23 protein-coding genes are annotated in these 24830 nt (G+C 63.5%); 13 read left to right on the top strand and 10 right to left on the bottom strand.

The annotated features are described in order from the left end of the window. Positions 1 to 51 precede the first annotated feature (51 nt). The 4 genes from C8348_RS18360 to C8348_RS18345 form a co-directional block, all read right to left on the bottom strand. The gene (locus C8348_RS18360) at positions 52 to 645 is read right to left on the bottom strand and encodes a HupE/UreJ family protein (protein ID WP_106754804.1); all 594 of its coding nucleotides are present in this window, start codon (positions 643 to 645) and stop codon (positions 52 to 54) included. A gap of 212 nt (positions 646 to 857) precedes the next feature. Then, complete coding sequence (locus C8348_RS18355; protein WP_106754753.1) at positions 858 to 2306, bottom strand: DEAD/DEAH box helicase; 1449 nt, start codon at positions 2304 to 2306, stop codon at positions 858 to 860. A 483-nt stretch (positions 2307 to 2789) separates the two neighbouring features. Then, entirely contained in the window at positions 2790 to 3140 is a 351-nt protein-coding gene (locus C8348_RS18350) for a chorismate mutase (RefSeq protein WP_244294054.1), read from the bottom strand. Between the two features lie 97 nt (positions 3141 to 3237). Then, positions 3238 to 4362: a PA0069 family radical SAM protein gene (locus C8348_RS18345; protein WP_106754752.1), complete on the bottom strand. Its 1125-nt coding sequence runs from the start codon at positions 4360 to 4362 to the stop codon at positions 3238 to 3240. A 112-nt stretch (positions 4363 to 4474) separates the two neighbouring features. On the opposite strand from C8348_RS18345, the gene C8348_RS18340 reads away from it, so the two are divergent. Beyond that, complete coding sequence (locus C8348_RS18340) at positions 4475 to 5152, top strand: glycosyltransferase (RefSeq protein ID WP_106754751.1); 678 nt, start codon at positions 4475 to 4477, stop codon at positions 5150 to 5152. A gap of 9 nt (positions 5153 to 5161) precedes the next feature. Here C8348_RS18340 and C8348_RS18335 read toward each other — a convergent pair whose 3' ends face one another. Continuing rightward, positions 5162 to 6172 (bottom strand): AraC family transcriptional regulator, encoded by a 1011-nt coding sequence (locus tag C8348_RS18335; protein ID WP_198647128.1) that lies wholly within the window; start codon positions 6170 to 6172, stop codon positions 5162 to 5164. A gap of 306 nt (positions 6173 to 6478) precedes the next feature. On the opposite strand from C8348_RS18335, the gene C8348_RS18330 reads away from it, so the two are divergent. The 6 genes from C8348_RS18330 (at position 6479) to C8348_RS18305 (ending at position 12922) form a co-directional block, all read left to right on the top strand. Next, positions 6479 to 6979: a cupin domain-containing protein gene (locus tag C8348_RS18330; protein ID WP_106754749.1), complete on the top strand. Its 501-nt coding sequence runs from the start codon at positions 6479 to 6481 to the stop codon at positions 6977 to 6979. 188 nt (positions 6980 to 7167) lie between these two features. After that, positions 7168 to 8658 (top strand): flavin-containing monooxygenase, encoded by a 1491-nt coding sequence (locus C8348_RS18325; protein WP_106754748.1) that lies wholly within the window; start codon positions 7168 to 7170, stop codon positions 8656 to 8658. Positions 8659 to 9039: 381 nt separating this feature from the next. Next, positions 9040 to 9753, top strand: coding sequence for a substrate-binding periplasmic protein (locus C8348_RS18320; protein WP_106754747.1), 714 nt, complete (start codon positions 9040 to 9042; stop codon positions 9751 to 9753). 113 nt (positions 9754 to 9866) lie between these two features. Then, positions 9867 to 10421 (top strand): chalcone isomerase family protein, encoded by a 555-nt coding sequence (locus tag C8348_RS18315; RefSeq protein WP_106754746.1) that lies wholly within the window; start codon positions 9867 to 9869, stop codon positions 10419 to 10421. Continuing rightward, entirely contained in the window at positions 10418 to 11737 is a 1320-nt protein-coding gene (locus C8348_RS18310; RefSeq protein WP_208983811.1) for an MFS transporter, read from the top strand. The genes C8348_RS18315 and C8348_RS18310 overlap by 4 nt, the downstream gene beginning before the upstream one ends. A 189-nt stretch (positions 11738 to 11926) precedes the next feature. After that, positions 11927 to 12922, top strand: coding sequence for a DUF1402 family protein (locus tag C8348_RS18305; RefSeq protein WP_106754745.1), 996 nt, complete (start codon positions 11927 to 11929; stop codon positions 12920 to 12922). Between the two features lie 13 nt (positions 12923 to 12935). Here C8348_RS18305 and C8348_RS18300 read toward each other — a convergent pair whose 3' ends face one another. Continuing rightward, the gene (locus C8348_RS18300; protein ID WP_106754744.1) at positions 12936 to 13604 is read right to left on the bottom strand and encodes an MBL fold metallo-hydrolase; all 669 of its coding nucleotides are present in this window, start codon (positions 13602 to 13604) and stop codon (positions 12936 to 12938) included. 632 nt (positions 13605 to 14236) lie between these two features. Between C8348_RS18300 and C8348_RS22545 the strand changes: the two genes are divergently transcribed. The 5 genes from C8348_RS22545 (at position 14237) to C8348_RS18275 (ending at position 17848) form a co-directional block, all read left to right on the top strand. Beyond that, positions 14237 to 15082, top strand: a complete 846-nt coding sequence (locus tag C8348_RS22545; protein ID WP_106754743.1) for a cold-shock protein — start codon at positions 14237 to 14239, stop codon at positions 15080 to 15082. Positions 15083 to 15189: 107 nt separating this feature from the next. Beyond that, the gene (locus C8348_RS18290; RefSeq protein ID WP_106754742.1) at positions 15190 to 15678 is read left to right on the top strand and encodes a GNAT family N-acetyltransferase; all 489 of its coding nucleotides are present in this window, start codon (positions 15190 to 15192) and stop codon (positions 15676 to 15678) included. Further along, on the top strand, positions 15675 to 16523 hold the full coding sequence (locus C8348_RS18285; protein ID WP_106754741.1) for a 23S rRNA (adenine(2030)-N(6))-methyltransferase RlmJ: 849 nt from the start codon (positions 15675 to 15677) through the stop codon (positions 16521 to 16523). Before C8348_RS18290 ends, C8348_RS18285 begins: the two co-directional genes overlap by 4 nt. Positions 16524 to 16676: 153 nt before the next feature. Beyond that, entirely contained in the window at positions 16677 to 17126 is a 450-nt protein-coding gene (locus C8348_RS22315) for a hypothetical protein (RefSeq protein WP_208983810.1), read from the top strand. Between the two features lie 38 nt (positions 17127 to 17164). Then, on the top strand, positions 17165 to 17848 hold the full coding sequence (locus tag C8348_RS18275; protein WP_106754740.1) for a ribonuclease T2 family protein: 684 nt from the start codon (positions 17165 to 17167) through the stop codon (positions 17846 to 17848). Between the two features lie 106 nt (positions 17849 to 17954). On the opposite strand, the gene C8348_RS18270 is transcribed toward C8348_RS18275, so the two are convergent. Beyond that, positions 17955 to 18167, bottom strand: a complete 213-nt coding sequence (locus C8348_RS18270) for a hypothetical protein (protein WP_157950459.1) — start codon at positions 18165 to 18167, stop codon at positions 17955 to 17957. Between the two features lie 301 nt (positions 18168 to 18468). Here C8348_RS18270 and C8348_RS18265 point away from each other — a divergent pair, with 301 nt between their 5' ends. Then, entirely contained in the window at positions 18469 to 19089 is a 621-nt protein-coding gene (locus C8348_RS18265; RefSeq protein WP_106754738.1) for a glutathione S-transferase family protein, read from the top strand. A 42-nt stretch (positions 19090 to 19131) separates the two neighbouring features. Here the strand turns inward: C8348_RS18265 and C8348_RS18260 are convergent, their stop codons facing one another. The 3 genes from C8348_RS18260 to C8348_RS18250 all read right to left on the bottom strand — a co-directional run bounded on the left by C8348_RS18260 (position 19132) and on the right by C8348_RS18250 (position 24666). Continuing rightward, positions 19132 to 22335: an efflux RND transporter permease subunit gene (locus tag C8348_RS18260; RefSeq protein WP_106754737.1), complete on the bottom strand. Its 3204-nt coding sequence runs from the start codon at positions 22333 to 22335 to the stop codon at positions 19132 to 19134. 3 nt (positions 22336 to 22338) lie between these two features. Then, positions 22339 to 23826, bottom strand: coding sequence for an efflux RND transporter periplasmic adaptor subunit (locus C8348_RS18255; protein WP_106754736.1), 1488 nt, complete (start codon positions 23824 to 23826; stop codon positions 22339 to 22341). 165 nt (positions 23827 to 23991) lie between these two features. Then, complete coding sequence (locus tag C8348_RS18250; protein ID WP_106754800.1) at positions 23992 to 24666, bottom strand: outer membrane protein; 675 nt, start codon at positions 24664 to 24666, stop codon at positions 23992 to 23994. Between the last annotated feature and the right edge of the window lie 164 nt (positions 24667 to 24830).

The following is a 24830-nucleotide window of genomic DNA, read 5'->3' as shown; positions in this document are numbered from 1 at the left end:
GCCGTTCCTGCGGGCAGCTAGCGACCGCCAGCCGCCCGCAGCACCGCATTCTTACCCGGCCAGAATGCCGATACCGGCCAGGGCGACAACCGCGCCGAGGGTTCTCGACACAAGAGCGCCGGTGCGGCTTTCGGTTCCCAGTACGGCCCCGATGGCCCAGCCAAGCGCCAGGCCACTGGCATGCAGCAGCGCGGTGGCGAGCACAAAGCCGAGCGCATAGCCGAGTTCCCCGGCCGATCCGATCTCCCCGCCATGGGCATGACCGTGGAAGAAGGCGAAAACCGCAACAATGGCGGCGCTGGGAACGACCGGCAGACGCACGGCCATCGCCACGATCAGACCGAGAGCCACGACCGAGGCGGCGATCACCGGCTCAACGAAAGGCAGCGGCATGCCAATCACGGCGGCGGCAAAGCCCAGCACCATGGTGCCTACAAAAGCGGCAGGAATGATCCAGATCGCCCGGCCGCCACTGCTGAAGGCCCAGAGGCCAACCGCAACCATCACCAGCACATGATCGAGCCCGAAGACCGGATGGGTGAAGCCGGCGGCAAACGAGCCATGCGCCAGCGGATCAAGGTGAGCGTGAGCTGGAAGGCTCAAGGCAAGCAGGGCAAAGGCGGACATCGCAAGGCGCGGAAACATCATTCAATCCCTCATCTGACGGCAGCGGCGGCAAAGCGCGCATGTCGGGATTGTTTCCGCTTCGGCCATCAAGGCCAAGCCCAAAGCGTTCGCAGGTTTCGACCCTGAGCGCATAAAATGCAGGCGACAGGTCGATCTATCCAACTACCGAGGCCATCAGGACAGCTAACCGCCGGGGATGCTTGCGCGGCCCCGGCGGATAGAAAGATCGATCAGCCGTTGCGGCGACCGGATCCATCGCGATGCGAACGCGACTGAACCTCGGCAGCCATCTGGGCCGGACCACCCGACTGCGGCTTGCGGCCCGGCTGGCCGGCGCGGGCCGGACGCTTGTCGCCATGGGCAGGCTGACCGCCACGGGCATGCGGCTGCGGGCGACCCTGGCCACCTTCGCTGCGACCGCCTTCAAAGCGGCCTTCACCACTGCGGCCACCGGGCTTGCCCTGGCCATTGCGACCCTGGCTCTGGCCCTGACGCGGACCGGCGCTCTGGCGGCCACGCGCCGGGCGAGGCGCGGCATAGCGGCCTTCCGGCGGTGTTTCACCGCTGGCGACCGGGATCTTCTGGCCGGTCAGCTTTTCGATGTCGCGCAGCAGCGAGATTTCGTCCGGAGCGCAGAAGGCGATGGCATCCCCATCGGCGCCAGCACGTGCCGTCCGGCCGATGCGGTGTACGTAGCTTTCCGGCACATCCGGCAGGTCGAGATTGTAGACGTGGCTGACACCGGGAATGTCGATGCCGCGCGCGGCAACATCGGTCGCAACCAGGATACGGGTCTGGCCGGTCTTCAGTTCCTTGATCGCCCGATCGCGCTGATTCTGGCTCTTGTTGCCATGAATGGCATTGGCCTTGAGACCGGCAGCTTCGATACGGCGCACGACCTTGTCAGCGCCGTGCTTGGTGCGGGAAAACACCAGCGACAGATCCTGCGGACGCTCGCTCAGGCAAGCAATCAGCTTGTCGATCTTCTCGCCCTGCGACACGAAGTGAACGCACTGGGTCACCTTGTCAGCCGTACGGCCGGCAGGGGCAACTTCGACGCGGATCGGATCATTGAGATAGGAGCGCGACAGTTCCTCGATCTGCTTCGGCATGGTTGCCGAAAACAGCAGCGTCTGGCGCTTCTTCGGGATCAGCGTGGCGATCCGGCGCAGCGCATGGATGAAGCCAAGGTCAAGCATCTGGTCGGCTTCGTCGAGCACGAGATACTCGACCCCATCCAGACGCAGGGCATTGCGCTCGATCAGGTCGATCAGGCGGCCCGGTGTGGCGACGAGAACGTCGCAGCCGCGCGCCATGCGCTTGATCTGCGGCCCCATCGAGACGCCACCCATGATGGTGGTGACCTGCAGCGAGGAGCCCTTGACGAAGGTGATGAGGTTCTGTGCGATCTGGTTCACCAGCTCGCGGGTCGGCGCCAGGATCAGCGCGCGGGTGCCGCGCGGGGCAGCCGGAATGGGACGCGCCAGCAGCCGCTCGATCAGCGGCAGGCCGAAGGCAGCGGTCTTGCCGGTGCCGGTCTGGGCAAGACCCATCAGGTCATTGCCGGCCAGCACGTGCGGGATAGCCGCCTGCTGGATCGGGGTCGGGGTGGTGTAGCCGGCAGCGGCAACGGACTTCAGAAGAGCGGACGAAAGCCCGAGGGTAGCAAATTCAGTCAAGAAATGTCCTTCACATGCGCCGCAGCAACAGGGCCGCGCACGACGGGAGCCGGCGGCGAGACAATCTCGCACCAGCCCGAATGCGGTAGCGGTTCAAGGTCTAGGGGCGGACCTCATTGTCCGCCGGTCCTCAGAACCGTCAGAACCCCGCGTGACATGGGAACTTTTGAAGAAGCGCCGGGACAGGACGTCCGTCGGCGAGCGGTGGTCCTCATTGCGTTCCGTCTCCGTCGCCGGCGCGGGGATCGCCGGTCCCTCATGGTGAGGGGCAAGGGCGACCAGGCCGGTTTCAGCCCTGACGCGGCGAGAGGGCCGCGATGCCCCGACAAAACCCGGGGCGGGCGCATGGAGATCGGCTCGGGTCGCTCACGCGGCGACCGGACCACATCCAGCCCTGTGTATCTGCCTTGTGCGCTGCAATGTCAAGCTCAGCTAGCGCGGGCTGTCCGGGCGATCAGGACGTTTCAGAAGCCGGCAACGTATTTAGTCGAGGGAAACAGCCGTCAGCGCCAGCCCGGTCCGTGCGGAAATGGTGCGTTGTTCATAGGCGACATTCCAGTCGATCAGCACCTGCCAGACCGCCTCGGCCTGGTCCGGCTCAAGCCCGAGGATTTCCGCCCGTGCCCGCAACTCGGCCAGCATCGTTTCGATTCGGTGCTGGTCATAGGCCTCATCCGGGTGCTGCTTGATCTCGGCCATCCGGCGCACATAGGTTTGCCGCTCGGCAAACAGCACCAGCAGAGCCCGGTCGAGCCGGTCGATCTCGTGCCGGATATGCGCCTTCTCCGTACAATCCGCTGCCACGCGCAGCCGCCTGTCCGCTTCGTCCGTCACACCATCGCCTCGCCGTTCATTGCGGTCCCGGCTGCGGTAAAGGCATGGGGTGTGCCGGTCAAGCGCCGCATCGTCGCAATGCGGCGCAGCGATAACATCAGAACAGCGACAGCTGCACGCCACCGGTCTGGGGCGCCGAGAACAGCTCGGTCGTCAGCTTGCGCCGGCGCTGGTTGAGACCGAAACGGCGGGCCGCAAGCGAAAAGCGCTGGCCGATCTGCTGCGCGTAAGGTCCCTGCCCCTTCATCCGCTGGCCCCATTCGGCGTCGTAATCCTTGCCGCCACGCATCGACCGCAGGATGTTCATGACATGCCGGTAGCGGTCGGGCCGGTTGCGCAGCAGCCAGTCACGGAACAGTTCCGACACTTCCAGCGGCAGGCGCAGCAGCACATAGCCGGCCTCGCTTGCCCCGTGTTCGGCGGCCGTTCCGAGGATCGTTTCGATCTCGCTGTCGGTCAGCGCCGGAATGATCGGCGCCATCATCACCGAGACCGGGATGCCGGCTTCGGACAGGCCCTTGATGGCGGCAAGGCGCCGGTGCGGCGCGCTGGCGCGCGGCTCCAGTGTCCGGGCAATCTCCTTGTCGAGCGAGGTGATCGACAACGCCACCTTGGCCAGCCCCTTTTCCGCCATCCGCGAGAGGATATCGACATCGCGCAGCACCAGGGCCGACTTGGTCACGATGCCGACCGGATGATTGGTCTTCTCCAGCACCTCGAGGATCTCGCGCATCAACCGGTAACGCCGCTCGATCGGCTGGTAGGGGTCTGTATTGGTGCCAATGGCGATGGTGCGCGGCTGATATCCCGGACGCCCCAGCTCCCGCTCCAGAAGTTCCGCCGCATTCGGTTTCGCAAACAGCTTTGTCTCGAAATCAAGGCCCGGCGACAGCCCGACATAGGCATGCGTTGGCCGCGCAAAGCAATAGACACAGCCATGCTCGCAGCCACGATAGGGATTGATCGAGCGGTCGAAAGAAATATCGGGCGAGGAATTGCGCGTGATGATCGTCCGCGCCTTCTCCTCCTGCACCGTGGTCTTCAGCAGCGGCAGCTCGTCGAGCGTTTCCCAGCCGTCGTCAAAGACCTCGCGCTGGTCCTTCTCGAAGCGGCCGGAGCGGTTCAACCCAGCCCCGCGACCCCGGCGCAGGTCTTCCGCAACACGCGCGCCAGCAAGCGCCGTTTCGCTGTTCACCTGATCAATCAGCGTGATCGCTGCCATGGGTCCGTCCACTCGACTCGAAATGAGAACATTACGGGAACATTATCCGAAATCGCAGACGCGGCAAGGGCCTCCCTCGCCTTGCCCCGGGAAAGACGCTAGAACGGGGCTCATGATCAGCGTTGTCATTTCCACCCTCGACAGCGAGGAAGCCCTCGCCCACTGCCTGACCGCCCTTGTCCCGGCCGCCGCCGAGGGCATCGTGCGTGAAGTCGTCGTGATGGATGGCGGCTCGCGCGACGCAACCCGCACGGTTGCCGACGCCGCAGGCTGCGAGATGCATGTGGTCAAGGGCAGCGAGGGCGCCCGGTTTGCCGCGGGCTCAAAGGTGGCGCTGAAATCGCCTTGGCTGATGTTCCTGCCGGCCGGTTCGATGCTGGAACCGGGCTGGCACGTGGATGCTTCAAACTTTGTCGAGCGCGCCGAACGCAGTGGCCAGGCGGAACGTTGCGCCGCCGCCTTCCGCCTCAAGCGCGATGCATTTGGCTGGGGTGCCCGCACCGGGGAAGCCTTGTCCAACCTGTCGACACAACTGCTTGGCATGGCGTCGAGCGAACAGGGCCTTCTGATCTCGCGGCGGCTCTATACATCGGTCGGCGGACATCGCGATCTGGGAACGCTGTCCGATTTTGATCTGATCAACCGGATCGGTCGCAGCCGCCTCGTTCTGTTGCGCAGTGCTGCTGTCGCGCCGCAGGACGCGCCGCGTCCGGCTCGCCAGAAACTGGCACGCTTTGCAGTTTCCGCGCTGCGCCTGCCGCCGCGCCTGCTGGCGGGCCTCAAAGGCTAGACCAACGGCTCACGCCTTGCCCGAACGCCCCTTGCGCAGTGTTTCCGCGGGCGTCTCGCCAAAAAGCTCCCGATACGCTCCCGCCGCGCGCCCCGCATGCACCAACCCGCAGGTCTGCATCAAGGCAGTTACATTGGCTTTGCCCCCGGCCGCCAGAAGATGCTGGCGCAGCAGGCTGAGGCGGCGTTCCTGCACCGCCTGTGAAATCGTCTGGCCGCGCTCGGCCTGGAAAGCCAGCTGCAGCGATCGCAGGCTGTAGCCGCAGGCCCGGGCGAGTTCAGCAAAATCAATCGGCTCGGCGAGGTGTGCGTCGACAAAGTCCAGCGCGCGCGACACCTTCCGCCGCGCTCCCCCCGTCTCCTGCGGCGCGGCCAGCAAAAGGTCTCGGGCGCTGCCGGCATGGGTCCACAGCAGCGCATGCGCAACAGACCACCCAAGGCTGTTGAGCGCCTCGTCCCGACCCGGTTCACCGGGCACGCCCGCATCGGCCATCCGGGCCAGTGCCAGGATCTGCGCGCCGAGCGTCCGGCCCGGTTCGCTGTCCAGACGCAGCTGCGGCTCAAAGACGATCTCGCCGGTCTCCCGGCCGCTCAGGGCCGCAAGCAGATCCTCGACGGCCCGCCGCTCCAGTTTCAGGATCACCTGACCGCAGTTTGCCTGCCAGCGCATCAGGCTCGGCCGCGTGGGCGACAGGACGGACGCAGCCCGGCCGGGCGCGGTGGTCACCATCTTGCTGCCGATCCGGATCTGCGTGCCGCCGCTCAGCGGCACCTGAACCAGGAAAAACCGCTCCAGGCAGCCCGGATCAATCTCCACATCGCCGCCATAGGCGACATAATTGATCGACCCGCCTGAAAACAGCCGGCTGTTGTGACAGGCAAAGAAATCGCGGCCATGGTCATGCGGCGACAGGCGGTGCGAACAGAAGATCCGCCCGACCTCCTCCGCGGCCTGGTCCACGTCCCGCGTCGCCACCCGGGCATGGCCCGACAGAGGCATCTGCGTGGCTTGCATCTGCATGGCTTGCACCAGCTTGCTCCCCCGGCCCGTCCCCTCGGCTTTTTTGCTCATTGTCGGACCAGTTATCCGTAACGCTACCATCGGCAAGCCGGCGAAGCAAAGCCGCAAGCTGCCGATTTTCGTTCAGCGCATGCAGGCTTTCGCGCAGCGGATAGACCGGGGATTGGAGAAGAGGTCTCGTAGGGTCAGGACGGAGACAGGCGCACGGCCCCTGCACGCCAGGCCCTTGCTCCCCAGGCAAAGGCCACAAAGCGCCGCCCGTCCGATGGGAACAGCATGCCCGAACGGGCCTGAAGGAGAACCAGCATGAAAACCGCCATAGCAAACATGGTGCAGGTGAACACCGACCCCGGTATCACCTCCGCCGGCACCGGCCAGCACGACGTCGAATGGAGCATTCTCGGCCATACCTACTGGATGAAGACCGAGGGCGAGACCTGCTTCTCCTTCGAAACGCTTGATCCCCCGGGCACTTTTGTTCCCCCGCATATCCATCCGACGCAGGACGAGTTCATCTATGTCCTCGAAGGCCGCTTCGATCTCTATCTGGGCGGCGAGCATCACGTGGCGCAGAAAGGTGACCTGGTGCGCATGCCAATGGGCATTGCACATGGCTACTACAACCTGACCGACAAGCCGAACCGCGCCCTGTTCTGGGTCTCGCCGGCCCGGCGTCTGCGCGAACTTTTCGACAATCTCCATAACCTCGGCGACCCGATGGAAGTCGTGCGCCAGTCGGCGCTGCGCGAGGTCAATTTCCTGCGCCCGGACGAGATGACCTTCGACCCGCTGGCGCTGAAGATCTGACGCGGCGAGACCACAGCGCACAAGACGAGAACCGGCAGCGCGGGCGGGCCCGCCTGCCGGACAGGTTCGGCGCGGGCAGAATTCCGACCGGTCAACCCTCTGGGCGCCCCATCCGCCTCCCTGTCTGACCGGCAGCCTCCCCTGCCCGCGCCGTCCGTCCTTCTTGCGCGGCAATGGAGACAACGATCATGACACATCACAAGACAGTCTGCGTCATCGGCGCGGGCGTGAGCGGGCTTGCCGCCGCCCATGCCTTCAAGGAGCAGGGCCACACAGTCACCGTTCTGGAGCGCAGCCATGAGCTGGGCGGCGTCTGGGCACCGCACCGGTCCTATCCTGGCATCCGCACCCAGAGCCCGAAGGACCTCTACCGCTACACCGATGCCGCCATGCCGGAAAGCTATCCGGAATGGCCCTCCGGGGCTCAGGTGCACGGTTATCTCGACGACTACGCCCGCCAGAAAGGCCTGGTGTCGCTGATCCGCTTCAACACCGCCGTCACCGGGCTTTCCCGGCGCGAGGGCGGCGGCTGGTGGGTCGAGACAACGCAGGACAATACTCCAAGCCGCACGGGCTATGATTTTGTCGTCGTCGCCAGCGGCGTCTTCAGCGACCGCAACGAGTTGACCCATCCCGGCATGGACACTTTCCGCGAAGCCGGCGGCCAGATCCTGCATTCCAGCGAATACACGGATCCGGCGCAGGTGAAGGGCCGCAAGGTCGTCATCCTCGGCTTCTCCAAGTCCGCCACCGATGTCGCCGTCAACGCGGTCCAGCAGGGCGCTGCATCCGTGACCATCGTCTATCTCGAGCCGGTCTGGCGGGTGCCCTATCACTTCGGCGGTCTGATCAATTTCAAGCGCATTCTTTACTGTCGTGCCTCGGAGGCGATGTTCCCCGGTTGGGAAATGTCCTGGGGCGAGAAACTGCGCCATGCGCTCACCAAGCCCCTCGTCTGGGCCAACTGGCGAGCGCTGGAAAGCCTGCTGACGATGCAGTTCGGGCTGAAAAAGCTTGGCATGCGGCCAAACCAGCCAATCGAAAACGGCATCTCCTGCGGTCTGTCTCTCGCCACTGAAGGCTTTTATCCGATGCTGAAGGACGGCCGGATCAAGGCGATCCAGGGTACGATCTCAGGATATGAACCGGGCAAGGTCCTGCTGTCGACCGGCGACAAACTGGACGCGGACGTCGCCATTCTTGCCGTCGGCTGGAAGATGGGCGTGCCGTTCCTGCCGGAGGACGTGAAGCAGAAGCTGATGGAACCGGATGGCCAGTACCGGCTTTACCGGCTGGCGGTGAACCCGGATGTGCCGGACCTCGGGTTCGTCGGCTTCAACTCATCCTTCGCGACAGTTCTGACCAGTGATGTGGCCGCCCGCTGGCTGGTTCGCTACGCCGACGGCAAGCTCGCAAATCAGCCGGACAAGGCGGCCATGCACAGCTGGATCGACCGGCATCTTGCCTGGCGCCGGAATGTGCGCCCCGCCGCCAAGGTCTATGGCGGGCTCTGTTCGGCGCCGTATCACTTCCGTTATCTTGACGATCTCATCGCCGACATGGGCGCTGCCCGCCGTAAGCGTGGCAATCCGCTGGCAGAAACCTTCCTGCCACCGGACGCCGACGCCTATCGCAGCTATCTGGCCAGCGTGCCGTCTTACCAACTTGCCAGAACCTGACAAAAAGCGCCTGCTCCAGATAGCTGGAAATGAACTCGAGCCCCCGATCAACCAAACTGATCAACCAGACTGATCGGGGGCAGAGTGCGTTTGCGGCTTTCCAGGACAAAAGGCATCTTCACCAGGATCCTCTTGAGAGACAAGCGAACACCAAACAAACAACATCTCTTCAGCAACCTGGCACTTAGCCAGACAACAACTCCGGTTGAACCTTCCCGCCTTCCCGAAACTCAAGGAGATTTGATCGCTTTTATTTTCTACTCCTTAACAGGAAAGCCGTAGTCTTGCTGCACCGCGGACCGCCTGCGTCCAGTGCAATCCGACATGTCATTGCAGCACCGCGGCCGATCGAGACACCGATCTGACCTAGGGGACGAATATATGCCGACGACTTTCTTCAAGACCGGACTGGCTGCGGCGCTTCTCATGACTGTGGCTTCGCCTGTTCTCGCCGACGCATTCAAGCTGACCACGCTGGAATGGCCGCCCTACGTGATGTCCGATGCCAGCGGCACCAGCACTGATGCCGTCAAGGCAGCGTTTGCCAAGGCCGGGCATACCGCAGAAGTTGCGGTTTTCCCATGGAACCGCGCCGTCAAGATGGCGGCGGAAGATCCGGCCTGGATTGGCGTGTATCCCGAATACTATGCAGCAGACTCCGACGCGGAAAAGGGCGGCTCGCGCTGCCTGTTCTCCAGGTCCTTCGGCGTCAGCCCGGTTGGCTTCGTCCAACTGGCGGACAAGCCGATCACCTGGAAAACCCTCGACGATCTGAAAGCTCACAAGATCGGCGTGGTCCGCGGCTACAACAACGAAGAACAGTTCGACGCCATGGTCGCCAAAGGCGAGATCAAGGTCGATGAAGCTGAAAGCGACAGCCAGAACATCCTGAAGGCTGCCGGTGGCCGCACGGCCGCAGCCGTGGTCGACAAGCTGGTCTTCGAGCATCTTGCCAAGACCGACCCGCAGGTTGCCGCCGTTGCCGGTAAGCTGACCTTCAACGAAGTTCTGCTGAAGGAGCACGGCCTGCACGTCTGCTTCAAGAACTCCGACGCGGGCCGCGCGGCCCGCGACGCATTCAACAGCGGGCTCTGATCGCCTTCCGGAGTGACAGCACCGCTGTCACTCCGCAGCACCTGCGATCCGATACCCAGAATCCCTCGTAGATCTCCTGATACGGTATCCCGTCGGAGCCTTCAGGAGATCTCATGACATTCGTCTCCCGCCTCTTGCCGCGCCAAATGGCCATGGCCTTTCTCGCCTGCGCGACCCTTATCCTGACGCCGCTGGCCGCAAAGGCCGATCTCGGGCCCGCCAGTCGGCTGGTGCCCTCTGCAGAACTTGTCGGCAAGGGACGGCTCACCTTCTTCGGCTTTCGTATCTTTGATGCCGAGCTTTATGCGCCGGATGGGGTCTATGCCACCGGCAAGCCCTTCGCGCTCAAGCTGACCTACCTTCGCCGGTTTAGCGGAGAAGCCATCGCCGACCGGTCCATCGACGAGATCCGACGCCAGGGATATGGCAATGAGGCCAAGCTGTCGGCCTGGTCGGATGCAATGCGCGACATCTTTCCCGATGTTACCCCCGGCCAATCCATCACGGGTGTTCGCGACGCCTCGGGCCGAACGGTGTTCTATAGCGGCAATCGGCGTCTGGGCACGATTGCGGACCCTGAGTTCACGCGCCGGTTCTTTGCCATCTGGCTTGGCAACAACACCCAGGACCCGGACCTGCGCGCGCGCCTGACAGGCATCGTTCGGTGATCCCGGATCGCACCTCCGGCACGACAATCCCGGCCTTGGCCATGGCGCGGTATGGGGCGATGGCTCTGCCCCTCGCCTTCGCCGGCCTGCCGGTCTATCTGCATGCCCCGGACTTCTACGCGACCGATCTCGGCGTCAGCCTCACCGGCCTTGGCATCGTGCTGCTGGTGCTGCGCCTGATCGATGCCTTGCAGGATCCGCTGATCGGCAGCTATTCCGACCGCTGGTCGGACTATCGCTCCGCTATCCTCAGCTTCGGTGCCGTCTTGCTGGGCGGTGGCTTCTGGATGGTGTTTTCCCCTGCTGGATCCTTGCCGCTGTTGTGGTTCGCAGCCGCAGTGCTTCTGTGCACCACCGGCTTTTCGATTGTCTCGATCAACCTTCAGGCGCTCGGAGGACTGTGGCACGCCCAAGACGCCGACCGCACCCGGATCGCCGGCTGGCGCGAGGGGCTCGGGTTGCTGGGCCTGCTGCTCGCTGCCATGGCGCCGACACTGCTCGCCGGTGGCGAGGATCGCGCAACAGCCTTTGGCCGACTTGCACTTCTCTATCTGCCACTGCTTGCCGTCGGGCTCTGGCTGTTGCTCGGCTGGTTGCGCCAGGCACAACTGGACCGTCCGGTCGCTGACAAGCCTGCCATCGCCTGGCGCGCCGTGTTGGCAGACCCCTGGCGGCACCAGTTCTTCGGTCTCTATCTCCTCAACACCATCGCCGGCAGCATCCCGGCAGTGCTGGTGATGTTCTTCATCCGCGACCGGATTGGCGCAGAAGATATGACCGGCTTGTTCCTGCTGGCCTATTTCCTGTCCGGCGCCGTCTCCATGGCGATCTGGCCAAGGATATCCAACCGGTTCGGCAAGGTGCGGACCTGGGCGGCCTCAATGGCGCTCGCCATCCTCACATTCGTCTGGGCCGCCCTCCTCGGCCCCGGTGACATTGCCGCCTATGCGGCAGTCTGCGTCCTCTCTGGCCTGGCACTTGGTGCCGACCTCGCCCTGCCTGCAGCCATCCTCGCCGATCACATCGCCCGGCGCCGGATGCAGGACGCTGCGTCCCGGCTCTATTCCATCATGACATTTGTCTCAAAGGCGGCCCTTGCCCTGGCGACGGGACTTACCCTGCCGGCGCTTGGCCTGCTCGGCTACACGCCTGGCAGTCAGCTGACCGGAAACACTGCCGGCCTGCTCAGCCTTGCCTATGCAGTCGTGCCGTGCCTCCTGAAGGCAGCTACCCTCACCTGGCTTCTCGCCGTGCTTCCCAGGATCGAGACCGAACACGCCCCGGACGGGAACAGCCTTGCAGCGGAAAATATCTGAAGGGAAGCTTTTTGGCGTCTTGCATATGAAGACCGGGCAATGGTGTTGTCTCGCCATCCGGCGTGTGATTCGTTTTGGCGGGATTTGTCGCCCGATGACCGGGATTTGTCCGTAAAAATCCGCGTTTTCGTCTTGCGCTGGAAGTGATGGCCCGTGTAATTGCTCGCGGTGGGGGCCTGGAGTCAGGCGATGAAATTGACAGGACGAAAGCGCCCGGCACGGCGCCTCTCTCTGGCCATTCTGGGTCTTGCGGCAGCGCTTGGCCTCGGCTTGCCTTGCCTTGCCCCCAGCCCGGTGAGCGCGCAAGGGGTGCGCGCGGTTCCCGACGGCAACCGCAACGCCCAGCAGCCGTCGATCCCCTTTGCCTCGGCCCGGCGAACCGCGGCCCTCAAGTCAACCTATGATGCGAAATTCGAGCGCGTTCTCGCCGTCCTGCGGCGCGACACCGCCCTGATCGCCGATATCAAACGGGTGTCCGCACGCTATGATATCGATCCTGTTCACATGATCGGGGCCATTGTCGGCGAGCACACCTACAATTACGACTCCCTCGACAGCGCCCAGAGCTACTACGTCAAGGCCCTCGCCTATGCCGGCGTGACCCTGCGCTTCCAGCATGCCGGCGTCGATGTAGGCGATTTCGTCATGCGGCCGGAGTTTGCCCGCTGCAACACCGAAGACCGGCAGGACAACAGCAACGCCCTGTGGACCTGCTACGAGGCTGTTTGGGAAGGCACCTTTCGCGGACAGTCTGTCGGCGGCGTCCGCTATCCGCGCAAGAACCTGAACGAAACCTTCTTCCAGCCACTTTTCGCTGGACAGAGCTTCGGCCTAGGCCAGTTGAACCCCTTGACTGTCCTCAAGATGACGGACCGCGTCGCCCGGGTCAGCCGGTTCTCGAAGCTCACCGCCCGCGATGCCAACGAGATCTATCAGGCAACAATGGATCCGAATATCTCGCTGCACTACATGGCCGCGATCATTCAGGACGCCATCGAAGCCTACAGGAAGGCTGGCGGCGTCGATATTTCCGGCAATCCGGGCATTACTGCAACGCTCTACAATCTCGGCAATCCATGGGGCCGGGCCGCAGAGTTCCGGCGCTCAGGCAATGCCTGGCCCCAGGAGAACTACTATGGCTGGCTGGTCAATGACCGTCTCAAGGACTTGAAAAGCCTGCTGTAATTTCCGTTCCCGCTCAGCGCAGGAACGGATTGGTCAGACGCTCCTGTCCGATCGTCGAGGCAGGCCCATGCCCCGGCAGGAATGTGACATCATCCCCGAGCGGCAGCAGTTTGTCGCGGATCGAGGCAATGAGGGTTGCATGGTCACCGCCAGGGAGATCCGTCCGCCCGACGGATCCAGCAAACAGCACGTCGCCTGAGATGGCAAAGCGCAGTTCCGCATCGAAGAACACGACATGTCCGGGCGCATGACCCGGGCAATGCAGCACGGCAAAGTCCCGATCCGCAATCCGGACGGTCTCTCCTTCGACCAGCCAGCGGTCCGGCGTGACGCTCTTCAGCCCCGCAACCCCGAATTTGACGGCCTGTTCCTCGACACGTGCCAGCAGCGGGCGATCCGCCTCATGTGGCCCCTCGACCGGAACATTGAGCGCCAGGGCGAGTTCGGCGGCTCCGCCCACGTGATCCAGATGCCCATGGGTGAGCAGGATCCGCTCAACCTGGACCTTGTAGGCCGCCACCGTCTCCAGAATGATCTCGACATCGCCGCCCGGATCAACCACGACACCATGACCCGTCGCCGGGTTCCAGATCAGCGAGCAGTTCTGCTGAAAGCTGGTGACCGGAATGATCGCGACCTGGATCGGCGGAAGGCCGCTTTCGGCATCTTCAGGACTGGACATGGCTTTGCTCCGGCGAAGGGTTGATCCGGCCTGACTACCCGCCAGACCATCGCCAATCAAGCTTTGGCTTGTTGGATGTGGCAAACACTGCAGATCCCGCCAGGGCACCTTGATCACTTTGCGGTGCACCGCAGCAGAGCCGCCGCATTGCACAACCACAGTTCCGGTCGGCCATCGCAACAAGGCCAGAAATATTGCGCTGAAGCTGCAACCAATAGTAGAAATCAATGCGAAACAATTGCGCTCCACCCAACAGTTGCATCGCATACAGAATGGCTTTCAGTCAGCATCCCAGACCCGCAGGCCACAGGGGACGCCCCCTCCGCCATCTGCTGCATCGCTGTCCGGCAACAAGTCGGTATTTCCGTTGCGACAGCCCATCGAAAACTAGCCAACGTCTCAAGATTTGAAGACAAAAGAGTGAGAAGGATTCGCTTGCCCGAAGGCCTTGAGCGAAGGTAAGATATCAGTTGCAGAGGTCTGGGTCGGGTTGCAGCTATGATGTTCCACCCGAACACCATGCCGATTGCAGGTGCTGTCCTGTGGCCGGCACAAAGCCCGCATCAGTGATGCGGATATCGAGGAATGGGTCGGTGCCGTCAAAGGCGGCACGAAATGAAGGTGATTCAGCAATGCACGATGGCGATTCGGACCGGCGAGCGCGCGGACGGCGCGGCGGCAAGCGCGAGTTCGGCGGTCCGCAGGACTTCGGCAGCGATTTCGGCGGCGGCGGCAGCAGTGATTTCGGCGGCGGCGGTGGTTACAATAGCGGTGGCGGCGGCGGCTACAACAGCGGCGGCGGTTACAACAATGGCGGCGGCTACGGCGGCGGCCGTGAAGGCGGCGGCGGCTACGGCGGTGGCGGCGGCACCTATGGTGCGGGTCGCGACGGCGGCGGTTATGGCGGCGGCAGCCGTGATGGCGGCGGCGGCGGTTACGGCGGTGGTCGCAGCGGTGGCGGCGGTTACGGCGGCGGCGGCGGTCGTGACGGCGGCGGCGGTGGCTACGGCGGTGGTCGCAGCGGCGGCGGCGGTGGATACGGCGGCGGTGGCGGTGGCTACGGCGGCGGTGGACGCAGCGGTGGCGGTGGCTACGGCGGCGGTGGCGGCGGCGGTGGTCGCTTCGGCGGCGGCGGTGAAGGCGATGGTGACGGCTTCCGTCCGCGTCGCCCGCGTCCCGAGTTCGACGCTCCGGTCGAGCGCGGTCCGCGTCAGCCGGGAACTGTGAAGTTCTTCAAGGCCGACAAGGGCTTTGGCTTCATTACCCCGGACAACGGCGAAGCCGATGTGTTCGTTCACATCTCCGCCGTTGAGCGTTCGGGCTTCCAGGCACTCGACAGCGGCCAGCGCGTCTCGTTCGAGACCGAGCCGGACCGTCGTGGCAAGGGACCGAAGGCTGTCGACCTGCAGTTGCTCGAAGGCGATGCTGGCGGTGACGCCGGTCATGCCGACAACGACAGCGACGGTTACGACGACTGATCGTCACCCCGACGAGAATGAAATTCGGCGGCCCCTTTCGGGGCCGTCGTCTTTTTCAGCCCCGCATCACTTTGCGCCCCTGCTCAAGCCCCGGTGATATCGTTGCCATGATCCGTCCCGTGCGATCCGAAGATCTTCCGGTCCTGCTCGCTATCAACAATGCCTGTACACCTGGCGTCGGCGAACTGGACATGCCACGGCTTCAGCACCTGGTTGAGCAAGCCGCTCATGTGCTGGTGGCCGAGATCGAATCCGCCCCGGCCGGCTTTCTCTTGTGCCTGCATGAAGGGGCCGCGTATGACAGTGCGAACTATCGCTGGCTGAGCAATCGCTTTTCCCGCATGGCCTATGTGGATCGGATAGCGGTGGCCGATAGGCATCGCGGGCTTGGTCTTGGAGACCGCCTGTACAAGGCGCTTAAGGATGCCGAGGCTGGATCTGGCCGACCGATCACCTGTGAGGTCAACGAAAGGCCGGCCAACCCGGGCTCGCTTCGGTTTCACACCCGGCTGGGATTCCGGCCCGTCGGCCACCTCGACCATGGCGACAAGGCCGTGGTGTTTCTCGCACGTCCGGCAGAGGAAGCCACCGCATGAACTACCGCCACGCCTATCACGCCGGCAACATCGGCGACGTCCTGAAACACGCCGTGCTCGCCAGTTGCCTGGTCTACATGCAGCGCAAGGCGGCGCCCTTCCGGATACTCGATACACATGCCGGCATCGGCAACTATCCTCTGTCGCTTGAAGAAATGCAGAAAACCGGCGAATGGGAACGCGGCATCGGCCGGGTGCTGGCAGAAGCTTGCCCGGAGCCGGTCGCCAGGGTCCTTTCCCCGTGGCTGGATGCAGTCAAGGCCGCCAATCCGTCCGGCACCCTCGACGTCTATCCCGGATCACCCGCTCTTACCCGAGCTTTGCTGCGCCCGCAGGACCGGATGACCCTGACCGAACTGCATCCGGCAGACTATGAAACGTTGTCACAGCGCTTCGCAGGCGATCATCAGGTCAAGGTTATTCACCTCGACGGCTGGCTGGCCCTCGGCAGCTTCGTTCCGCCCAAGGAAAAGCGGGGCCTGGTGCTGATCGATCCCGCCTTCGAGGTCACCGACGAGTTCGAGCGCATGGCCGATGGCCTCATCAAGGCCTGGAAGCGCTGGCCGGGCGGGATGTATCTCCTTTGGTATCCCATGAAGGACTGGCGCGCGGTCAAGCAGTTCCATACCGCACTGGAAGATGCGGGGCTGCGCGATATCCTGGCCCTGGAACTCAGCATCGGCCGCAGCGATCCGGACAGTCCCATGCGGGGCTCCGGCATGACGCTGGTCAATCCGCCCTTCACTCTTGCCGAAGACATGCGCATCGCCTTGCCTTGGTTGCGGGACATTCTCGCCGAAGGCCCCGGCGCTGCCGCGCATGTCCATCAGGTCGTGCCCGAGTAGATCTCGCGAGTAGAGGACAGGTCAGCCCTCCACCGGCGCTCACCCTTCCGGTCTGGCAGGCCCTCGACCCGACACGGCTTTCACCTTGACGCTGACAGAGCGCTGCGCCAAGGTCGGCGCGTGGCGCGAGACTTGCCGTCGGGGATTTCACACATGTTCAACACACTTCGGATGTCCCACCTGTGCATTGTGGCCACTCTTCTGGCCATCGCTTCGGCACTGGCCTTGCCCGTCCAGGCACAGGAGCAAGTCTATTTCTCGAGCACGGCCGAGCCGCGCCTGCCCGCCTGTGACAGTCCGGCCGTCCAGAGCGCTGTTGCGGGGCGCGTGGCCTCGGCGGACGCGCTTTACTACGCTGGGCGCACCATTACGGTCATCGACCGGATTGCCGAGGTTGCCTACAAGGCCAATGGCATCAGCCCGCTGGCCCGCCGCTTCTGCACCGGCATCGCGACATTGTCCGATGGCAGCCGGCACACTGTCCACTACGCCCTTGTTGAGCACGGCAGCTTCGTTGGCATGTCCTGGGGTGTCGATGCCTGCCTGAACGGCCTAGACCGTTGGCATGTGCGCGATGCCTCCTGCCGCACGGTTCGCCCGTGATTGCGGCACGCAAGATGTCACTCTGACGGGAGCGAGCAATGTTTCGATCTGGAGCCCGGCGTCTTGCTGCCGCGCTTGCCGGGCTTGCCGCGTTTGCCGGCATTGTTGCCCTGGGTACGACTTTTACCGCGGCCAACGAAGACCGGGCGGGTGATTTCGACTTCTATGTCCTCGCTCTGTCCTGGTCGCCGACCTATTGTTCGGAAGCCGGATCGCGAGCCGACCCGCAGCAATGCCGGGCCTCGCGGCCGTTCCGGTTCATCGTGCACGGCCTGTGGCCGCAGAAGGAGAGGGCCTGGCCGGACTTCTGCCCGCTCCCGCGCGACATTCAGCCCAGTTCCGAGGTCATGACCGGCATGTTCGACATCATGCCAAGCCGCAGTCTACTGCAACATCAGTGGCGCAAGCATGGCAGTTGCAGCGGGCTCAGTCCTACAGACTATTTCGACCTGACACGCGCAGCCTATGAGAAGATCAAGATCCCGGCTGCGTTCCAGAACCTGCGCAACGGCGGTCGTATTGGGCCGGATGCCGTGGAAATGGCCTTCCGCTTGTCAAACCCGGGCCTGCGCGACACCGCCGTCGCAGTGACCTGTACCAACGGCAAGCTGCAAGAAGTCAGGGTATGTTTCGACAAGGACCTGAATTTCCGGTCCTGTCCTGGGGTTGACCGTGCGGGCTGCCGCGCGCGTGTTGTCGACGTTCCCCCACCCAGGCAATAGGGAGACGCCTGACGCAGGCAGGGCGGGACCAGAGCGACGAAGAGCTGTATCTTTTTTCCAGGTCGTTCTGAACGAAAAAATCGCCATCAGCTTTACTGGAATTGCCTTATCGGGGCAGTTCGAGCCTCAGCTTGTCGTCAATGTACTGGCGGCGCATCCGTTCGATACGCAGGGTCATCACCTGTACGGGACCGCTGTCAAAGGCAAACATCACGTCCTTGGCCGCTTCGTGCACCGCCATGCGATAGTCATGCAAGGGCTTTTCCGCGAATGCCGGGCGCATGTGCTCGAAGGAGGGGCCGGATAAAACATAGAACATGCAGGCAAGAAGCCCCGTCTCCATGAGACAACGGGCAATCCAGTATCTGCTCCAGAGCTGTGCAACCGCCAAAACCAAGGCTCCATCCATTCGCGCCTCGGACAAGCTAGCCGCATTCCTTTAAAAAACCTTAAGACAATCCGGTAGAGTTTAGCTCAAAGATCCCAGCGATTTCAGTGTATTTGGCTCTTGATGACCGGGTCGCGCCATGCACAGTTGGGGTTCCGCCTTCCGGTTGATCGCCTTTCCCAAGCCGAGGTGAAGGGCCTTCGGACCATAGCCCCTGTGGAGTAGCCTGCCCATGCTGATCCTTCGCTCGTCCCCCGCCTCCCCCTTCGGCCGCAAGGTCAAGATCGCTGCCAGTGTCCTTGGCCTGAGCGACCGCATCTCCATCGACATGGCGGACACGACCAATCCGGAAGACACCATCCGGGTGCAGAACCCGCTGGGCAAGATCCCTGCGCTGATCCTGGAAGACGGCACCGTGCTCTATGACAGCCGTGTCATTGTCGAATATCTGGACTTTGTCGCCGGCGGTGGCCGGATCATTCCCGCCGACATTTCCCGGTTCGAAATCCTGCGCCTGCAGGCGATGGCCGACGGCATGAATGATGCCAGCATCCTGCAGGTCTATGAAAAGCGCGTCAGGCCGGAAGAGCGGCGCCATCCCGACTGGGTCGCCTATCAGGCCGACAAGGTCGCACGGGCCTTGTCCGCGCTGGAGGCCGCCCCGCCACGCATGGTTTCAGGCCTGGATGTCAATATCGGCGAGATCGCGCTGGCCTGCGCCCTTGGCTACCTAGACCTGCGCTTCAAGGGCACCTGGCGCAGCACCAGCCCGCATCTGGAAGCATGGCTGGACAGCTTCGAGGCGCATGTGCCGATGTTCGCCAAGACCCGCATAGAACCAGTGGAGTGGTAAGTCCGATGGCGCGGGCGGGCCAGACGGCCCGCCTTGCGCGTTTTACCCCTGCCGCGGCCCGGCAGGGGTTCGCCGACCGCCGAGCGCCCGGTCACCAAGCAACTGCAAGGCCCGGCGGCCCGACCGCAAGGCCATGCCCGCGTCGTGCTGGATCGCCAGCAGAGACGGGGTCAGCAGCAGCACGAGCAGCAGACCAAAGCCGAGGCCATACGCCAGCGTGATCACGGTCGGCAGCAGGAACTGCGCTGCCCGGCTCGCCTCGAACAGCAGCGGCGCAAGGCCAAAGACGGTCGTCGCCGTCGTCAGGATCACCGCGCGCAGGCGATCGCAAACCCCGTCAATGATCGCCTGACGGAACGGCTTCATCGCACGATGCTCATCGATCGTGGTCACCAGCACGATGGAATCGTTGATGATGATGCCCGCCATGCCGATGAAGCCGATGATGGAGAACATCGACAGTGGCAGGCCATGCAGATAGTGCCCCCAGATCATGCCGATAGCCCCAAACGGAATCACCAGCATGATGATCAGGGGGCGGGTCCAGGATTCGAAGATCCACGCCAGCGTCAGATAGATCCCCGCCAGACACAGGGACAGGCCAAGCAAGGCATCGCGCAGGAAATCACTCTCCTGCTCCGCCAGTCCGCCCAACTCGGTTTCGATGCCATAGGCGCTGGTAATCTCGGGCAGGATCCGCCCCTTCAGCGTATCCATCACCTCGACCGCCGCCGATGCATCATCTTCGGAGATATCGCCCGTCACCCGCAAGGTCCGCAATCCAGCCTCGCGCCGCACGGACGAGAAGCCATAGTCCGCCGTAACGGTAACGACTTCGTTCAGGGCCACATATGTTCCAGCAGGCGACCTGACCCGGGTTTCATAGAGGAATGCGGCATTGGTCTCCTCGTCCGGCATGTTCACCTTGATCGTCACCGTACGCCGGTCGAGCGGAAACTCGACCACCTCGATGCCCTCCAGGCGGTCGCGCAGTTCCTTGGCGATCTGCTCGGACCGGAAGCCGAGCGCCTCGCCTTTGGGCGTCAGGCGCACGGTGAGTTCGGTCTTGTCAAAGGCCATGGTGTCTTCAAGCGCCCCGACACCTGGCAGGGCCGAAAGCTGCCGTTTCAGGTCTTCGGCGGCCGTTTTGAGCGTATCAGCCGACCCACCACGCAGCCGCACGTCAATTGCCTGACCGCCCGGGCCGGAGCGTCCACCGCGCAGCGACATCGTCTCCAGCAACGGGGTCGCTTTCACTTCCTTCTCCCAATCGGAGAGGAACCGGTTTGCTGAATAGGGCCGCAGATCCGGGTCAATCAGTTCGATGTCGATGCTGCCAAGCTGATCCGGATCTTTCGTCTCCCCGGCCCTGAAGCCCCAGCCGGAACTGCCACCGACCTGGGTGAGGGAAAACAGAACCGGCGCCGCGCCATATTCCGCGCGATAGCGTTCGTTCACGGTTGCCAGCGCCCGTTCCATCTCCCTCAGCATCGCCTTTGTGTCATCGCGGGCGGCTCCCGGCATCATCGCCACGTTTGCGGACACCACTGCCCGCTCCGGCGAATTGAAGAACCGCCAGGGCACGGTGCCGTCGACATAAAGACTGAAGGTCAGCAGCAGGACCATGATACCGCCGCCGAGTACCGGGTAGCGCAGCTTCAGCACCAGCGCGGCGAACGGCCGGAACGCCCGGTCGACGAACCATTCAAAGCCCCGGTTGAACACCCGGTTCGGCCAGTCGAACCAGGACTGCTTCTGGTTCGCTGCGGCAATCGCATGTTTCATATGGGCCGGAAGGATCAGGAACGACTCAATAAGGCTGGCGGCTAGTACAATGCCGACTGTGACCGGAATGTCCTGGATCAGTGATCCGAACCGGCCGCCGACGATGGCAAGGCCGGAAAAGGCGATCATGGTCGTCAGCGACGCCGCAATCACCGGTGCCGTCATCCGCCGGGCGGCAAGGGATGCGGCATCCGTCGGTGAGTACCCCCGCTTGGCCAGTTGATCCGCATGCTCGCCGACGACGATGGCATCATCAACCACAATGCCAAGACAGATGATGAGCGCAAACAGCGACATCATGTTCAGCGTCATGCCAAAGGCATACATCATCCCAAGCGTGGCTGCCATAGCGACAGGAATGCCCGCCGCGACCCAGAAGGCTGTGCGGGCAGAGAGGAACAGAAACAGGAACAGAAGAACCAGCAGGAGACCGACAATGCCGTTCTCGACCAGAATGTTAAGCCGGTCGACAATCTCCTGTGTCCGCGTTTCCGTCAGGACGATCTGGACGCCGGCGGGAAGCGTCTGCCGCAGATCGGCGACTGTCTTCTCGACCTGAGACTGAATCTTGATCGTATCGCCCTGCGCGTTGCGGTCGATACGCAGCAAGACAGCCGGCTGTCCTTCATGGAAATAGGCGATGCCCCGTTCCGCGCCCTCGGTCGCAATGTTGGCAACCGCCCGCAGCACCAGCGCTTCGCCGCCGGCGGGTGCCCGGATCCGGATATCGCCCAGATCCGTCTCGCTGCGCCGGTCAGCCCCGGTGCGCAGCCGGGCAGCCCCGTTGGCGATGTTTCCGGCAGGCGCTGCTTCTGCTTCAGCGCCGATCGCGGTGGCTACATCCTGCAGTGTCAGATCGTGCCGGATCAGATCCACCTCGCGCAAGCTGACCCGGATGATCGGATCTGCGACGCCGCGCACAGTGACCTTTGTAACGCCGACGCGGAACAGCCGGCTCTGCAGGTCATCGGCGAGACGTCCGATCTGCTCGACACCAACCGGCCCGTAGATGACCACATTGGTCACCCGGTCCCGGAACCCGCCCCGCGCCACTTCGGGCTGTTCGGCGCCAGCCGGCAGGTTGGCCCGGGTCTGGTCGACAGCAGACTTCACCTCCTCGGAGGCGCGCGCCATGTCCCAGTTGGCCTCAAAAGTGAGGGTAAAGGTCGCAACGCCCTGCCGGGCGACTGTCTGGGCCTCCTCGACGCCTTCCACCGCCAGCAACGGCGGCGCCAGCACCTCGACGACACCCCGGTCCATGTCCTCGGGCCCTGCCCCGGCCCAGCGCACGGTGACCGTCATGGTCTCGTTGACCACGTCCGGGAAATACTGCGTCCGGATCTGCAGGGCGGCAAAGATGCCGCCAAGCACCATCACCATCAGCAAGAGGTTCGCGGCTGTCCGGTGCCGGACCATGTAATCGAGAAAGGAACTGAACCTTGCGCCGCCGGGTGTCCGCATGGCCTAGCCCCTCCGGCCGGCGCGAGCCTCGATGCGCTCGACCAGCGCCTTCGAGACTTCCGGCTGTTGCAGGGCTTCGATCAGGCGTGCCTTGCGGTCCTGCGGCATCTGGCTCGCCTCAAGCTGCGCCAGAAGGGCCGCGCGCCGCTCCGGATCGAGTGTCACCACATCGGACGGCGACGCTAGCGGGGCAGTAGAAACGATAGCGGGTGGAGTTCCAGTCGTGGGGGCCGGACGTTCCTGGATCCGGATCCCGGCGCCAAGCTGCGGCAGCCGCTCGCGTACATAGTCGCGACCGAACGGAACGTCAGCGACAATCAGTTCATCCCCCCGCCGCCGCAGGATGCGGGCCTGAAGCTCCTCCAGCCGGTCATTTTCGCCGACAACAAGGATCCGACCATCCTCCGTCGCAGCGCTGACCGGCAGAAGGGCCACGCCGGACAACGCCGGCTCTTCGACCTCGACGGTCACGAAGTCGCCCGGCCGAAACACCGTATCGGCGGTGACATCAAGGCTGGCAAACAGCGTTCGCCCGGCCTCGCCCTCTCCGACCACGGCAGCGACCCGTTCCAGCAAGCCGCTGGCTTCGATCTTGCGTTCACCTAGTGAGAGAACCACGCGAACGGGTTGCGGCAACAGCCGCCCGTCATCCCCCAGCAGGCGCGAGAACTGTTCAGTCGATACAGAGAACCGCACTTCGAGCGCAGTCGGATCAATCAGGTTCGCCAGTGCTTCATTCGGCGACACGCGCCGGCCAAGGGTCACGCCGACGGTATCGAGAATCCCGTCAAAGGGCGCCGTCACCGTGGTCTCCGACAGGACGCGCTCGGCGTCCTGAACCGCGACCTCGCCGCGCTTGACGGCAAAATCCGTCCGCTCGATCCGCTTGCGGGCCGAAACGACCGACTGCAGGCGATTGTTGAGGGACTGGTCGATCGAGGCCACAGCGAGTTGCTCTTGCTCGACCAGTGCCATTGTCGAATACCCTTTTTCCATCAACTGCTTCTGGCGATCGAGCGCCTGCTTGCGCAATTCGACCTGCTGCCGGGTGGCCTCAAGCTCCCGTTCTGCGGCACCGATCGCTTCTTCAGCTTCTGCCTTGTCGGACTGGGCATCGGCCAGGTTGGCCTGGGCATCCAGCAACCGCGACGTCGCTTCCGCCGGGTCGATCCGCAGGAGCATGTCCCCGGCCTTCACCCGCGCGCCGTCACGAAAAGCATCGGACATCTCGACCAGACGGCCATCCGAGGAGGCGCGCAGTTGAAGCGTCTTCCAGCTGCGGATCTGGCCATAGGCCGTGATCTGCGGTGCAACGGTGACGGCCTCGAGTGTCGCGGTGTTGGCCATGAAGCTGCGCTCTGAGGGCGGCTGCAACCGTGCCTCGCGCGGTGTCGTCATGGCGCTGTAGAACCGGTAGCTGCCAAAGCCGATGGCGCCCAGCATCACGGCAAACAGAAACAGCCCCATGATGCTACGCAGAACAAACCGCATGCCGCCTCTCCCTCATGGCTGCCTTCAGATCCGTGGTCGACATCATATACAGCGAACATTGCCCAAACGAGGGCGGAAAGCCTTTGAGCCGGGACAACTTATTGCGAAAACAAAAAGGCCCGGTGACAAGCACCGGGCCTTGCGCTGCTGAAAGGGCAGCTTGTCTTAGAACTTGTAGCTCACGCCGGCGCGAATGGTCGACGTCTGGGTCTCGGTACGGTAACGAACCGGACCGAGGTTGAAGCTGTCACGGCCATAGTCGGCGTAGATGTACTCGAGGCGAGCGGTGACATTGTTGGTCACAGCGCCTTCAACACCGGCACCGACGGTCCAGCCCAGCTGGGTGGCGTCATGCTTGCCGGTCGGAGCACGGACGGTCAGGTCGGCGATGGCGAGACCACCGGTACCGTAGATCATGAAGCGATCAAAGGTCACGCCAAGACGGCCGCGCAGGCTGCCGTTCCAGTTGGAGCTGGCGCGAACGTTGATGCCGTTGGATACGCGGCTCTTGGTGTAGTCTGTGTACTGCAGGTCAGCTTCGACACCGGCGATGAAGTTCGGGAAGATCTCATGGTTATAGCCACCATGGATGCCGAGTCCCACGCCATGGGTATCGGCATTGAACTTGCCCGTCGGGGTCGACTGGGTACGGAACTGGGCCCAGCCCCACCCGAGGTTGCCACCGAAGTAGAACCCGGACCAGTTGAAACGGGAATTGTCGACCGGCGCACTGTAGTCAGTTGCCGGATAGGACGACTGCGGAAGGTCGGCCGCAAACGCCTGGCCGGAAACGGCGGCGAGAACGGCGAGGGAGACGCCGGCTGCTGCAAGACGCTTCATGATCATGCTCCACACATTACTGTTACGAACAAACAATGGTCACCTGAAGAAGGGACCGCGCCGAAACATGTGTATGGCGGCAATCCCCAACCTCACCCGCATTCAGGTATGGGCTCGATTTGTGTCCGAAAAATTAGCGGATTGAGGAGAAACCGTGGCGCAAG

The organism is Pannonibacter carbonis (assembly GCF_003012935.1).
Lineage (GTDB): Bacteria > Pseudomonadota > Alphaproteobacteria > Rhizobiales > Stappiaceae > Pannonibacter > Pannonibacter carbonis.
This window is presented reverse-complemented; position numbering and strand designations above follow the sequence as displayed.

What these genes read in the sequence shown, in the direction of transcription:
- C8348_RS18340 (WP_106754751.1), top strand. Translation starts at nt 4,475, where the DNA reads ATGATCAGCGTTGTCATTTCCACCCTCGACAGCGAGGAAGCCCTCGCC.
- C8348_RS18275 (WP_106754740.1), top strand. Translation starts at nt 17,165, where the DNA reads ATGTTTCGATCTGGAGCCCGGCGTCTTGCTGCCGCGCTTGCCGGGCTT.
- C8348_RS18315 (WP_106754746.1), top strand. Translation starts at nt 9,867, where the DNA reads ATGACATTCGTCTCCCGCCTCTTGCCGCGCCAAATGGCCATGGCCTTT.
- C8348_RS18320 (WP_106754747.1), top strand. Translation starts at nt 9,040, where the DNA reads ATGCCGACGACTTTCTTCAAGACCGGACTGGCTGCGGCGCTTCTCATG.
- C8348_RS18360 (WP_106754804.1), bottom strand. Translation starts at nt 645, where the DNA reads ATGTTTCCGCGCCTTGCGATGTCCGCCTTTGCCCTGCTTGCCTTGAGC.
- C8348_RS22545 (WP_106754743.1), top strand. Translation starts at nt 14,237, where the DNA reads ATGCACGATGGCGATTCGGACCGGCGAGCGCGCGGACGGCGCGGCGGC.
- C8348_RS18285 (WP_106754741.1), top strand. Translation starts at nt 15,675, where the DNA reads ATGAACTACCGCCACGCCTATCACGCCGGCAACATCGGCGACGTCCTG.
- C8348_RS18255 (WP_106754736.1), bottom strand. Translation starts at nt 23,826, where the DNA reads ATGCGGTTTGTTCTGCGTAGCATCATGGGGCTGTTTCTGTTTGCCGTG.
- C8348_RS18250 (WP_106754800.1), bottom strand. Translation starts at nt 24,666, where the DNA reads ATGAAGCGTCTTGCAGCAGCCGGCGTCTCCCTCGCCGTTCTCGCCGCC.
- C8348_RS18325 (WP_106754748.1), top strand. Translation starts at nt 7,168, where the DNA reads ATGACACATCACAAGACAGTCTGCGTCATCGGCGCGGGCGTGAGCGGG.
- C8348_RS18305 (WP_106754745.1), top strand. Translation starts at nt 11,927, where the DNA reads ATGAAATTGACAGGACGAAAGCGCCCGGCACGGCGCCTCTCTCTGGCC.
- C8348_RS18260 (WP_106754737.1), bottom strand. Translation starts at nt 22,335, where the DNA reads ATGCGGACACCCGGCGGCGCAAGGTTCAGTTCCTTTCTCGATTACATG.
- C8348_RS18270 (WP_157950459.1), bottom strand. Translation starts at nt 18,167, where the DNA reads ATGTTCTATGTTTTATCCGGCCCCTCCTTCGAGCACATGCGCCCGGCA.
- C8348_RS18300 (WP_106754744.1), bottom strand. Translation starts at nt 13,604, where the DNA reads ATGTCCAGTCCTGAAGATGCCGAAAGCGGCCTTCCGCCGATCCAGGTC.
- C8348_RS22315 (WP_208983810.1), top strand. Translation starts at nt 16,677, where the DNA reads ATGTTCAACACACTTCGGATGTCCCACCTGTGCATTGTGGCCACTCTT.
- C8348_RS18265 (WP_106754738.1), top strand. Translation starts at nt 18,469, where the DNA reads ATGCTGATCCTTCGCTCGTCCCCCGCCTCCCCCTTCGGCCGCAAGGTC.
- C8348_RS18330 (WP_106754749.1), top strand. Translation starts at nt 6,479, where the DNA reads ATGAAAACCGCCATAGCAAACATGGTGCAGGTGAACACCGACCCCGGT.
- C8348_RS18290 (WP_106754742.1), top strand. Translation starts at nt 15,190, where the DNA reads ATGATCCGTCCCGTGCGATCCGAAGATCTTCCGGTCCTGCTCGCTATC.
- C8348_RS18335 (WP_198647128.1), bottom strand. Translation starts at nt 6,172, where the DNA reads ATGCAGATGCAAGCCACGCAGATGCCTCTGTCGGGCCATGCCCGGGTG.
- C8348_RS18345 (WP_106754752.1), bottom strand. Translation starts at nt 4,362, where the DNA reads ATGGCAGCGATCACGCTGATTGATCAGGTGAACAGCGAAACGGCGCTT.